Source organism: Streptomyces sp. NPDC001822, assembly GCF_042892135.1.
In the GTDB taxonomy this organism is placed as follows: Bacteria; Actinomycetota; Actinomycetes; order Streptomycetales; family Streptomycetaceae; genus Streptomyces.
This window is the reverse complement of the sequence record NZ_JBIATW010000008.1, coordinates 307,247-319,328: the sequence shown is the minus strand read 5'-3', so window position 1 is coordinate 319,328 and position 12,082 is coordinate 307,247. Positions and strand designations below refer to the sequence as shown.

The window sequence follows — 12,082 nt, the reverse complement described above, 5'->3', positions numbered from 1 at the left end:
GGCGGCGACGACGGCCCCCTGTGAGGATGAGCTCTCTGACCACCCTCTCCGAAGGACGTGAACCCCCATGGCCCGCACGGTCACACTCATCAGGTCGGCTTCCCTGTCCGACGTGGCCGAGTACGCCTACGCCGCCACCGCCCCCGCCGACGCACGCCTGATCTTCCTCGCCGGGTCCTGCCCGCTGAACGAGGACGGTTCGACGGCCGCGGTCGGCGACTACGCGGGCCAAGCGGCGAAGGCGTTCGAGAACATGCGCATCGCCCTCGGCGACGCGGGCGCCCGCCTGGACGACGTCATCAGCACCCGGGTACTCGTCGCGTCCTCGCGGCAGGAGGACCTGGTGACCGCCTGGCGCGTGGTCCGGGCCGGCTTCGGCGACCACGACGCCCCGAGCACGCTGCTGGGCGTCACGGTCCTCGGGTACCACGACCAACTCGTGGAAATCGAAGCCGTCGCCGCCGTACGCGACTGACGGCGGCTCCCCGGCACGCGCTGCGGGAAGGTACGTCGAGGCGGCACGCCCCGTGCCGGTCGTCGCGCACCCCGGCACCGAGGACGCGGCACGGCCCGCCCTCCGGACCGAGCCTCGGGAACGGCCTCGGCACCCGTGGGGGTCCGGCGCGTCATGCCGACACCAACGGCACCCCGCCAGGCAGCAAGACGCTCGGCCGGGGGCTTCCGGCCGAGCGTCTGCGTTGAGCCTCCTACGGCCCGGTCAGCGGTAGTGCGCCCACCACAGGTTGTAGGAGATGCCGTCACCTTCGGCGCAGTAGTAGAACTCCGGGCGGGGGTTCGTGCTGCCGTACTGCTTCTTGTTCCTGTCATCGGCCTCCCACTTGCACTGCACGTACGGCGTCTGCTGGGGGGTCCCCCAGTAGGTGCCGATCCTGTCGTTGTGCAGCTCCGCGGCGTGGGCGACACCGGCGGTGACAAGACCGGTGGCGGCGGTGGTGGCCATGAGGACACCGGCACCGAGGTGCCAGAATTTCTTGATCATGGAGGGGATTTAAGCCACCTTTATTTGACACGTCAAGCGTTGGATTCGGAAGGCAGCATTCCGCATGACCGGCCACCCGCCGCGAACCGCGTCCGACGCCCCGCCGGTCACATCCGACCCACCGGCCCGGACTCTCGGACGGAGAGGCGTTCGCCCCTGCTCCGCGCGATCCGGTGGACGTCCCTCAGCGACTCGGCGATACGCGCCACGAGAAAGCGCAGTTGAGGGAGCGTCACATGCGGGTCGTCACGCATGTCGTCGGCGTGACGGAGTAGTTCGGCGGCCATGCCGAGCTGCACACTCTCGACGCCGTCCGCCACCCGGGAGACGTACCCCGTGCCGTCACCGAGGACATAGCAGGGCTTGCCCTCCGGTCCGGCCCACGGCAGCAGTCGCGGCACGTCGGGCGTCGGACCGGTCACAGGACCCACCCCACGCCGCACCCGGGGCAGCGCCTGACGTCGACCCCGTACATCGCGAGCCACAGCGGCCTCTCTCGCGCCGGACCGGACGGCTCGCGCCCGGGAGGAGGGGGCAGCCGGTAGTCCGCCGGGACCGACGGGACCGGTTGAAGGAGACGCAGCAGCGTCTCAAGGATGCGGATGGTGCGGTGCAGCATGCCGTCAACTCCGTTGCATGGGGGCGATACCAGAGGCCGCGGTCTGCGGGCACACCCTGGACATCTGTCGCTCGGTAGCGATCCAGTCACAGAGTGGGACGGTCGGGACTAGGCTCGCCAGGGGGGCGTTGGTGACACGTGCTTCGTCACACGGGAGTTGACGTTGAGTAACAGCTATGGGGACTGGTTCAAGGAGCAGCGCCTCGCCGCAGGGCTGACCCAGCAGGAGCTGGCCGACGCCGCGATCATGACCCGTTCGCACATCGCGCACATCGAGGCGGGGCGCCGGATTCCGTCGAAGGAAGACGCGCGACGGCTCGACAACGCCCTGAACACGGGGAATGTGCTGAGCAGTTTCCTGCCGAAGGACGACGGCACGATCGCCGACTACTTCGAGTCGGCCCGTCGGCTCGAACACCAGGCGACGATGATCCGCGAATACGCGCTCACGTTCATGCCCGGCATCCTGCAGACGGAGCGCTACGCCAGGGCCGTCCTCAGTACGGCGTTCCCTCCCAGGAGTGATGAGGAATGTGACAGGCACGTTGTCACACGCCTGGAGCGGGCAAAGGTCCTCGACGATCCGGTCACGCCCGTAGTCTGGGCGCTGCTCGACGAGGCGGTGCTACGACGCCCGGCCGGTACTCCGCAGGTCATGGCCGAACAGATCATGCACGTCGTACGCCTGGGAGAGCGCGGCCGAGTGCGCGTGCACGTCCTGCCCCTGGGTGTGGGCATCCACCCGATCAGCCAGGGCATGGTCACGCTCATGTCGTTCGAGGATCAGCCCCCCGCCGCGTACAGCGAAGGCCTTTCGACGGGAAAGGTCCACGAATCGCCCGCCGTTGTCGCCCGGCTCCAGGACATTTACGCTCTCGCCCTGAGCGACGCACTTCCACAGACGGAATCACTCGCCATGCTGCGAGCGACAGCTAAGGACTATGGGCATGATGCTTGAGCGCACGATCCCGGACTCGTCCGTGCTGCGCGGCTGGCGCAGGTCGACGCACAGCGGTCCCGAATCGGGCAGTTGCGTGGAGGTCCTGGACCATCACCCCTCCGGCGTCCCCGTCCGCGACTCCAAGTCGCCCCACGGCCCCGCCCTGGTGATACCGCCCGCAGGCTGGTCGTCGTTCGTCGCCGCAGTGAAGGCCGGGCGCTTCTCCGCCTGAGCCGCACCCGTCGGCCGCATCACCCTGCCGGACACATGACTCCGGACGCCGGACCGGCCCGTCCACCCCCGATCGGGCGCCACGGGTCCCGGACTGACCGAAATGTCGCTCTTTCCAGCATGCGCAACCGGGGGTTGACCATTCCGTCAACCACCCCTAGGTTTCTCGCAACCCGCTGGTACATCGATTAACCACCCTGGTCAACGTCCTGGTTGGAGACATCCCGCTGTGCGCTCACCCCTGAGTCGGCGCGGTTTCCTTGCCGCTGGTTCCGGCCTCGCCGCCGCTGCCGCGCTGCCCGCAATGTCCGGCTGCTCCACACTCGCCTCGGCCGATTCCGACCCCGGCACGCTCGTCGTCCACACCCAGCTCGGGACCACCGCGCCGGGCTCGCCCACGTACACCGCCGCCGTCAAGGCCTTCGAGGAGGAGAACCCCGGGCTCCGGGTCAAGAACCTCGTCAACGGCGACGACCTCCCCCAGGTGTACGAGACGTCGCGACTGGCCCGCAAGGAGCCGGACGTGGTCATGGTCAACCTGTACGACAAGACGCTCGCCTGGACCGACGTCGGCGCCACCGTCGACGTCAAGGGCTACCTCGACGACTGGGGGCTGCGCGAGCGCGTCCTGCCCGCAGCCCTGACGGCCTGGACCGACGACAAGGGCCGGCTCCGCGCCTTCCCCTACTTCGCCACCAACTGGCCCGTCGCCTTCAACACCCACCTGCTCGACCGCGCCGGAGTCGGTTCCGTGCCCACCACCGGGGACCAGCTCATCGGCGCCGCCCGGAAGCTGCGGGCCAAGGGCATCGCGCCGGTCACCGTCGGCGGCAACGACTGGACCGGGCAGAAGCTGCTGGCCCAGATCATCCAGACCTTCCTCACCACGGATGAGGCGCGGCAGGTCTACACGACGGGCGACTTCAGCGGGAGCCGGGGCGCCCGCGAGGGCATCGACTACTTCGTGACGCTCCGGGACGCCGGTGTCTTCGCCGACAAGGCGCAGGGGCTGACCTCCGACTCGATGACCACGCAGTACAACACGGAGGCCGCGGCCATCCAGTCCGCGATGTCCTCCGCGCTGGCGAAGGTGCCGGCGAGGACCGCCGGTCACACCGAGGTCGGCGGATGGCCGCTGGCGCCGGGCGCCGCTCACGAGAAGCCGACCATCCTGCGTTCGTACACCCTCATCGGCTTCTGGATCAGCCCCAACGGCGTCAAGAAGCTGTCGTCCGTGGAGAAGTTCCTCCGCTTCATGTACCGCCCCGACATCGTGTCGCGCTTCATCACCGAGAGCGGCCGGGACATGGCGCTCGTGACCGGCACGGTCAGCAAGGACTTCCCGCTGGTGGCGAAGGCACAACAGCTCGGCGACGGGGTCGGCCAGGTGCTGCTGCCCGACCTCTACGTCCCGCCCACCGCCACCCAGCCGCTGATCACCGCGACCAGCACCGCCTTCACCCGGGGCACGAGCGCGGCCTCCGTGCGCTTCGCCCTGGAATCCGCCTACCGCACGGCCTGATCCGCGCGCCCGAGCCTTAGCGAGTCCTCCAATGACGATGCTCTCGTCCGCCCCGGGCGGCGCCTCGGTCCGCGGGGCGGCAACTCCCCCGCCGTCCGCCGCCACCACCACGAAGCGCCGGACACAGGGCGGGGTCGTCCTCGCCGTGCCCGCCCTGGCCTGGTACCTGGTCTTCATGGTCGGCCCGCTGGTCGCCATCTTCGTGATCGCGGTCCTGCGCTGGCCCGGGATGCTCCAGCCCGTCTCCTTCGCGGGCACCGGCAACGTACGCGCCGTGTTCGACGACCCGGTGTTCTGGGACGCGGTGCGGAACACCGCCGTACAACTCGCCGTCGCCGTACCCCTGATGATCACCGGGGCGTACATGCTCGGCTACTACGTCGCCCGGAAGCCGCCGGGACACCGCGTCCTGCGCTACCTGCTCTTCATCCCCGGGCTGATCTCCACTCCCGCCAAGGCCATGGTGTTCTACGCGGTCCTCTCGCCGGACGGCCTGCTCAACGGCGCCCTGGACAAGGCCGGTCTCGGCTCGCTCACCGATGCCTGGCTCGCCTCCCCGTCCACCGCGCTCGCCTCCCTCGTCCTCCTCGACGTGTGGAGCGGCATCGGGTTCACCGCCGTGCTGTTCGCGGCCCGGCTCGGCAGCGTTCCGGAGGAGATCGGTGAGGCCGCACAGCTCGACGGCGCCGGCCACTGGCGCGCCATGTGGCGCATCCACTTCCCCGTCATCCGGGACTTCGTCGGCGTCGTGACGATGCTCCAGTTCCTCTGGACGCTGTTCGGCTCCGCGCAGAACGTCCTGCTGCTCACCCAGGGCGGCCCGGGAAGCTCGTCGACGACGCTGTCCTTCCTCGTCTACCAGAAGGCGTTCATCGCGGCCGACCTCGGCTACAGCCAGACCGTCGGCGTCGTCCTCTTCCTGGTGGGTCTGGCCGGGCTGCTCACCATCCGCCGTGTCTTCCGCCAGAACTACTGATCGGAGCAGGTCCCATGAAGTTCGGAAGGTCCTGGCTGCCGGCGCACGTCTTCGCCTGGCTGTACACGCTGCTGCTGGTCGTCCCCCTCTACTACCTGCTGGTCTCGGCGTTCAAGACGAACGACCAGATCTTCGGGAGCCCGTTCTCCCTGCCCACCTCTCTCTCCACCACCAACTTCACCGAGTCGTTCTCCTCGGCGCACCTCGGGCCGGCCGTCGTCAACTCGATGCTCGTGACGGCGCTGGCGCTGGTGCTGACCCTCGTGCTCGCGATACCCGCCGCCTTCGCCGTCGCGCGGAGCGAGGGCCGTCTCGGGGCCCTGGTGGAGCGGGTGTTCTCGCTGGGCTTCCTGATCCCCACCTTCGCGGCCCTGTTCCCGACCTTCCTGCTCTCCGCGGCCACCGGGCTGTTCCACACCCGCGCGTTCATGGTGCTGTTCCTGCCGGCGACGGCGATGCCGCTGTCCGTCGTCATCCTGGTGCAGTTCATGCGGACCATCCCGCGCGAGATGGAGGAGGCGGCCCGCATGGACGGGGCGTCCACCTTCGCCGTCCTGCGGCACGTCTACACACCGATGTGCATGCCGGGCATCGCGACGATCCTGCTGCTGAACTTCCTGACCTTCTGGAACGAGTACCTCTACTCGCTCGTGATCGTCGGCCCGGACCCGGACCTGCGGACCGTGCAGGTGGCCCTGCCGACGCTCAAGTCCCTGACGGGTACGGACTACGGCATTCTTACGGCGGGCACGGTGCTGACCCTGGTCCCGGTCTGGGTGGTCTACACCGTGCTCCAGAAGCGGATGCAGCAGGCCCTCGTCAGCGGAGCGGTGAAAATGTGAACAAGCCTCCCGAAGGGCGTACCGCCGTGCGCCCCACCATCAAGGCCGTGGCAGCTGCGGCAGGCGTCTCCACCGCCGCGGTCTCCCAGGCCGTCAACGGCACCGGCCGGATCTCCGAGGCCACCCGCCGGCGGGTCCTGGACGCGGCCACGGAGCTCGGCTGGTCGCCCAGTGCCTCCGCGACGGCGCTGCGCCGGGCGCGCACACGGACGATCGCACTCGTCGTGCGGCGGCCGACCGATGTGCTCGGCTCCGACCCGCACTTCAGCGAGCTGATCACCGGTCTGGAGGGCGAACTCGCCCCGCGCGGCTACGGTCTGCTGCTCCACCTGGTCGCCGACATGGTCCAGGAGAGCGCGCTGTACGAACGCCTGGTCGCGGAGAGCCGTATAGACGGCGCCGTCCTGACCGACGCCCGGGCCGACGACCCGCGCCCGGACCTGCTGCGCGGCCTCGGCCTGCCCGCCGTGCTGCTGGGTGCCCCGGACCCCGGATCGCCCGTACTCCGGGTGGGCCTCAGCGGACAGGGTGAGGGGGTCCGGGAGGTGGTCGCCCATCTGCTGGACCTCGGACACCGGCGCATCGCGTACGTCGCGGGCCCGGCCGAACTGCTGCACACCCGGCTGCGCCTGGCCGCCTTCGAGGAGGCCCTGGCCGAGGCGGGTCTGCGTCCGGTCGCCGTGCGGCACAGCGACTTCACCGAGCGGGCCGCCGTCGACGTCACCGAGGATCTCCTCGCGCTGCCCGAGCGGCCGACGGCCCTCGTCTTCCCCAACGACTCCATGGCCGTCTGCGGCATCGGCACGGCGCAGCGCGCCGGGCTCCGGGTGCCGGAGGACCTGTCGGTGGTCGGGTACGACAACCTCTCGCTGGGCCGCTGGGTCCATCCACGGCTCACCACCGTCGACCAGCAGGTGCAGCGCGTCGGTGCCGCCGCGGCCCGCGCCCTTCTCGCCCAGTGCGGCGAGGACGTGCCCCCGCCCGTACTCGACGGCCGGCCCCGTCTGGTCGTCAGGGATTCGACCGGCCCGCTCCCGGACCCCGTCTGAACCGCCGGACCGTTTCCGGCACCACCCCCGCACACCGAAGAGGACCCGTAGCACCATGCGACGCCACAGCGCCCAGCTCACCCACGACTCCGCCGTCCTTCCGTGGCTCGGCACCAACTTCTGGTCCCGTACGGGCGGTCCGCTGATGTGGCGGAACTACGAGCCGGCGACGGTGCGCGAGGAACTGGCCGTGCTCAGGGAGCACGGTCTGAACATGACGCGGTCGTTCTTCTACTGGCCGGACTTCCACCCGGAGCCCGGCCGGATCGACGAGGAGCTCTGCGACCGGTTCCGCGACTTCCTGGACGCCCACAGCGAGGCGGGCATGGGCACCGTCCCCACCTTCATCGTGGGCCACATGTCGGGCGAGAACTGGGATCCGGCCTGGCGCGGTGACCGCGATCTGTACGAGGACGTGTGGCTCGTCGGCCGGCAGGCGTGGTTCGTCTCCCAGATGACCCGGCGCTTCAAGGACCACCCGGCGGTCACGGGCTGGCTGATCACCAACGAGATGCCCGGCTACGGCCGGATCTACCAGGTGGACCCGCCCTCCAGCGATGTCGTCACCGCCTGGGCGCAGTTCATGTGCGACGCCGTGCGCGCGGCGGGCGGAACCCAGCCCGTGTCACTCGGCGACGGGGCCTGGGGGATCGAGGTGACGGGCCGCGACAACGGCTTCTCACTGCGGGAGACCGCCGAGTACGTCGACTTCGTCGGGCCGCACGTCTACCGCTCCGACACGGACCGGCCGCGCCAGCACTACCGGGCCGCGTTCGAGTGCGAGCTGGCCGCCGTGACCGGACAGCCCGTCGTCCTGGAGGAGTTCGGGCTCTCCACCGACACCGTCTCGGCGGCGAACGCCGGGATCTTCTACCGGCAGACGCTCCACAACTCGCTGCTCGGCGGGGCGACCGGCTGGGTGGCCTGGAACAACACGGACTACGACGGCCTGTGGGAGCAGTCGCCGTACGACCACCACCCCTTCGAAATGCACTTCGGGATCACCGACGGCGCCGGGCGCCCCAAGGAGCCGCTGCGCGAACTGGCCGCCTTCGCGAAGGTGCTGGAGCAGGTCGACTTCCCGCGCTGCCGCCGCGGTGACGCCGACGCGGCGCTCGTCGTGCCCGCCTTCCTGGAGCGGGGCTACCCCTACAGCCGGCCCGCCGACCGTCCGTTGATCTTCACCTCGCTGCACCAGGGGTACGTGGCCGCGCGCGGCGCCGATCTGCCGGTGGGCTTCGCCCGGGAGGCGGACGGGCTGCCGGACGACGTGTCGCTGTATCTGCTGCCGTCGACCCGCCAGCTGACGACCCGCACCCGGCGTGACCTGGAGCGGCGGGCGAAGGAGGGGGCCACGGTCTACCTGTCGTTCTGCTCGGGCGAGTACCCGACGACGCGCGGCCCGTGGTTCCACGACCTGGACGGGCTGTTCGGGGTGGAGCTCCAGCTGTCCTACGGGGTCGCCGAGCCGATCGAGGACGACGTGCTGGAGATGACGTTCGCCGAGGACTTCGGGTCGATAGCGGCGGGCGAGGTGCTGACCTTCCCGGTCGCCGGCAACGAGGACAGCCGCGCCTATCTGCCGGTCGTCCCGGACGGCGCGCGGGTCGTCGCGACCGACGCGCACGGCCGGCCCGCGCTGCTGCGGTACGAGACGGGGGCGGGCCGCACCGTCCTGGCGACGTACCCGCTGGAGCACATGGCCGCCCGCACGGCGCGCGCCAACCCGGAGCAGACCCACCGGTTGTACGCGGCGCTCGCCGCACTCGCCGGGGCCAGGCGGCCGGTGACGGTCGACACCCCGTACGTCAGCGCCGACACCCTGGTGCGGGAGGACGGCGCGCGCTTCGTGTGGCTGGTGAGCCAGTCCGCCGGCGAGCTCACCGTGCGCCCGGTCGTGGACGGGGAGCTGTGCGAGCCGGCCGGCGGGGACCCGGTCGGAGACGTGACCCTCGCGCCGTACGGCGTGCGCGTCCTCGAACTGCGCTGACCGCCCCGCCCCGACGCCCCCGAGAGGAGCCACCGATGTCCGAGCCCCTGTTCCGCGATCCCGGGATGCCCGTCGCCGACCGTGTGCGCGACCTGCTGTCGCGGATGACGCTCGGCGAGAAGGTGGGCCAGGTCAACCAGCGGATGTACGGCTGGGACGCGTACGAGCGCACCGCCTCCGGTCACCGGCTGACGGACGCGTTCCGGAAGGAGGTCGCCGCCTACGACGGGATGGGCGCGCTGTACGGCCTTCAGCGTGCCGACCCGTGGTCCGGGGTGACGGCCGAGACCGGCATCGGCGCGGCGGACGCGGCCCGGGTCGCCGACGCCGTGCAGCGGCACGTCGTGGAGAACACCAGGCTCGGGATTCCCGTCCTGCTCGTCGAGGAGATGCCGCACGGCCTGCAGGCGCTGGACGGGACCGTGCTGCCGGTGAATCTGGCGGTCGGCGCCACGTGGAACCCGGAGCTGTACGAGGAGGCGGCCGCCCTGGCGGCCGCGCAACTGCGGTCCCGCGGGGGCCACGTCGCGCTGGTCTCCGCACTCGACCTGGTGCGTGATCCGCGCTGGGGACGTGCGGAGGAGTGCTTCGGTGAGGATCCGTATCTGGCGGCGCGCTTCACCGAGGCGCTGGTGCGCGGTGTGCAGGGTGCGGGTGCTGCCGGGGAGCCGATCGCCCCGGACCGGGCGGCCGTCGTCCTGAAGCACTTCGCGGGGCAGGGGGCCACGGTGGGCGGCCGCAACAGCGCGGCCACGGAGCTGGGCGAGCGGGAACTGCGGGAGATCCACCTGGTGGCGGCGCTGGCGGGTGTGCGGGCGGGCGCGGCGGGCGTCATGGCCGCGTACAACGAGTTCGACGGCGTCCCCTGTGTGGCCAACCGCCGTCTGCTGACCGGGATTCTGCGGGAGGAGTGGGGTTTCGGGGGCCTGGTGATGGCCGACGGCCTCGCGATCGACCGCCTGGTCCGGATGGCGGGTGATCCGGTGGCGGCCGGTGCGCTGGCGCTCCGGGCGGGGACGGACCTGAGCCTGTGGGACGACTGCTATCCCCGGCTGGCGGAGGCGGTCCGGCGGGGGCTGGTCGAGGAGTCCACGCTCGACACGGCGGTCGGACGCGTGCTGGCGCTGAAGTTCCGTCTCGGCCTCTTCGAGCAGCCGTACACCGGTGCCCGGGGGCTCGACCCGGGGCGGCTGGAGCGGCTGAGCGAGCGCGTCGCCCGCGAGTCCGTCACGCTCCTCGAACACGACGGCGCGACGCTGCCGTTCGCGGGCGGCCGTGGCAAAACCGTGGCGGTCATCGGGCCGAACGCCGACTCCGTTCCGCAGCAGATCGGCGACTACACCGCGCCCCAGCGGCACGGCACGGGTGTCAGCGTGCTCGCGGGGATACGGGCCGCGGCGCCCGTCGGCACGGCCGTCACCCACGCGCGGGGCTGCTCCCTTGTCGGCGGGGACCTCTCCGGCGTGCCCGAGGCGGTGGCCGTCGCCGCATCGGCCGACGTGGTGGTCCTGGTGCTGGGCGGGTCCAGCGCCCGGGAGTCCGGGACACGCTTCGACGCCAACGGGGCCGCGGTGGTCGCTTCGGGCAATCCCGTGGAGATGACCTGCGGCGAGGGGGTGGACCTCGCCGAACTCGGCCTGCCCCAGGCCCAGGCGGCGCTGCTCGACGCGGTGACCGGGACCGGGACCCCGGTGGTCGTGGTACTGGTCCAGGGCCGGCCGCACGCCCTGCCGGACCTCACCGGCCGGGCCGCGGCGGTGCTGAGCGCCTGGTATCCCGGCCCCTGGGGCGGCAGGGCGGTGGCCGACGTGCTGTTCGGGGCGGCCGGGCCCCAGGGGCGGCTGCCCGTCTCCGTGCCGCGTTCGGCGGCCCAGTTGCCCGTCTTCTACAACGCCAAGGACCACGGCTACCGGGGTTACGTCGACCAGCCCGCCACCGCACGGCACCCGTTCGGCCACGGGCTGTCGTACACGACGGTCGTCTACGACGTGCCACGGCTGTCCCGGGCGGTGGTGGGGGCGGGCGAGTTCGCGCCGGACGGCGGTGACGCGCCCGTGCGGTGCGTGGTGCGGGTCTCCAACACGGGCGCCCGGCCGGTGCGTGAGACGGTCCAGCTCTACGTGCGCAGGGAGTCCGGCGGCACGACGTGGCCGCGGGTGCGCGAGCTGCGCGGCTTCGCACGGGTGGAGCTGGCGGCGGGCGCGAGTGCGGAGGTGACCTTCGCGGTGGGGGCGCGGACGCTGGCCTCCTTCACGCAGGAGGGACTGTGGGCCGTGGAGCCGGGCGAGTTCGCCATCGGGACCGGCCGGTCCTCCGGGCACACCAGGGAGGCGCGTCTCTCGGTCACGGCGGCGCCCGGCCCGCGATGACGCCCCGGGCGGGCACCCCGTCGTGAGCCCCCCGGTCTCGCCGCACGGGCCTGCCGCACGGGCTCACTGCACGCGCGAGGACTGCCCGCGCGAGCTCTTCTGCTCGTCCTCGTCCTCGTCGTCGTCATCGCCGGGGATGTGGACGTCGAAGACGTTGATGTTGATCTCGACGACTTCGAGACCGGTCATGGTCTCGACGGCGTCCGTCACGTGGGTCCTGATCCGGTCGGCGAGTTCGTGGATCGGGATGCCGTACTCCACTTCGATGTCGACATCGATCGCGGTCTGCTTCTCGCCCACCTCCACCTTGATGGAGCGCCCCGCCCCGCTGGATCCGGAGACCCGGCCGGTGACGGCCCCGAGGGCCTTCGACGCGCCCTTGCCCACCGAGTGCACACCGTCCGTCTCGCGGATGGCGATTCCGGCGATGGTGGACACGACGTTGTCCGAGATGGTGGTCGTGCCGCGTCCGGTCCGTTCCGCATTCCCGTCCACATCAGCCATGACTGCCTCACAGGTGTCGGTACGACGGGCCGGCCCGTTC

Annotated in this window: 13 protein-coding genes; 9 read left to right on the top strand and 4 right to left on the bottom strand. The window is 71.2% G+C overall.

The genetic code is table 11. The annotated features are described in order from the left end of the window. The first annotated feature begins 67 nt into the window (after positions 1–67). Positions 68–475: a RidA family protein gene (locus tag ACFYY2_RS20905; RefSeq protein ID WP_388744968.1), complete on the top strand. Its 408-nt coding sequence runs from the start codon at positions 68–70 to the stop codon at positions 473–475. Between the two features lie 243 nt (positions 476–718). On the opposite strand, the gene ACFYY2_RS20900 is transcribed toward ACFYY2_RS20905, so the two are convergent. From ACFYY2_RS20900 to ACFYY2_RS20890, 3 genes are all read right to left on the bottom strand, one after another. Further along, positions 719–1,000: a hypothetical protein gene (locus ACFYY2_RS20900; protein WP_388744966.1), complete on the bottom strand. Its 282-nt coding sequence runs from the start codon at positions 998–1,000 to the stop codon at positions 719–721. A 107-nt stretch (positions 1,001–1,107) separates the two neighbouring features. Beyond that, positions 1,108–1,422 carry a hypothetical protein gene (locus ACFYY2_RS20895; RefSeq protein ID WP_388744964.1) on the bottom strand — a complete coding sequence of 105 codons (315 nt, stop codon included), beginning with the start codon at positions 1,420–1,422 and terminating at the stop codon, positions 1,108–1,110. Next, positions 1,419–1,619 (bottom strand): hypothetical protein, encoded by a 201-nt coding sequence (locus tag ACFYY2_RS20890; protein WP_388744962.1) that lies wholly within the window; start codon positions 1,617–1,619, stop codon positions 1,419–1,421. The genes ACFYY2_RS20895 and ACFYY2_RS20890 overlap by 4 nt, the downstream gene beginning before the upstream one ends. 163 nt (positions 1,620–1,782) lie before the next feature. Here ACFYY2_RS20890 and ACFYY2_RS20885 point away from each other — a divergent pair, with 163 nt between their 5' ends. From ACFYY2_RS20885 to ACFYY2_RS20850, 8 genes are all read left to right on the top strand, one after another. Then, positions 1,783–2,577, top strand: a complete 795-nt coding sequence (locus ACFYY2_RS20885; protein ID WP_388745096.1) for a helix-turn-helix domain-containing protein — start codon at positions 1,783–1,785, stop codon at positions 2,575–2,577. Beyond that, positions 2,570–2,791: a DUF397 domain-containing protein gene (locus tag ACFYY2_RS20880; protein WP_388745095.1), complete on the top strand. Its 222-nt coding sequence runs from the start codon at positions 2,570–2,572 to the stop codon at positions 2,789–2,791. The genes ACFYY2_RS20885 and ACFYY2_RS20880 overlap by 8 nt, the downstream gene beginning before the upstream one ends. A 228-nt stretch (positions 2,792–3,019) precedes the next feature. Beyond that, positions 3,020–4,312, top strand: coding sequence for an ABC transporter substrate-binding protein (locus ACFYY2_RS20875; RefSeq protein WP_388744960.1), 1,293 nt, complete (start codon positions 3,020–3,022; stop codon positions 4,310–4,312). 31 nt (positions 4,313–4,343) lie between these two features. Next, a complete protein-coding gene (locus tag ACFYY2_RS20870; protein ID WP_388744958.1) occupies positions 4,344–5,288 on the top strand; it encodes a carbohydrate ABC transporter permease in 945 nt (314 codons plus the stop codon). Positions 5,289–5,302: 14 nt separating this feature from the next. Further along, positions 5,303–6,130 carry a carbohydrate ABC transporter permease gene (locus tag ACFYY2_RS20865; protein WP_388744956.1) on the top strand — a complete coding sequence of 276 codons (828 nt, stop codon included), beginning with the start codon at positions 5,303–5,305 and terminating at the stop codon, positions 6,128–6,130. Further along, on the top strand, positions 6,127–7,179 hold the full coding sequence (locus ACFYY2_RS20860; RefSeq protein ID WP_388744954.1) for a LacI family DNA-binding transcriptional regulator: 1,053 nt from the start codon (positions 6,127–6,129) through the stop codon (positions 7,177–7,179). The genes ACFYY2_RS20865 and ACFYY2_RS20860 overlap by 4 nt, the downstream gene beginning before the upstream one ends. A 55-nt stretch (positions 7,180–7,234) precedes the next feature. Then, complete coding sequence (locus tag ACFYY2_RS20855) at positions 7,235–9,169, top strand: cellulase family glycosylhydrolase (RefSeq protein ID WP_388744952.1); 1,935 nt, start codon at positions 7,235–7,237, stop codon at positions 9,167–9,169. Positions 9,170–9,204: 35 nt separating this feature from the next. Next, positions 9,205–11,538 carry a glycoside hydrolase family 3 N-terminal domain-containing protein gene (locus ACFYY2_RS20850; RefSeq protein WP_388744950.1) on the top strand — a complete coding sequence of 778 codons (2,334 nt, stop codon included), beginning with the start codon at positions 9,205–9,207 and terminating at the stop codon, positions 11,536–11,538. A 63-nt stretch (positions 11,539–11,601) separates the two neighbouring features. On the opposite strand, the gene ACFYY2_RS20845 is transcribed toward ACFYY2_RS20850, so the two are convergent. Next, a complete protein-coding gene (locus ACFYY2_RS20845; RefSeq protein ID WP_388744948.1) occupies positions 11,602–12,042 on the bottom strand; it encodes an Asp23/Gls24 family envelope stress response protein in 441 nt (146 codons plus the stop codon). Positions 12,043–12,082 lie beyond the last annotated feature (40 nt).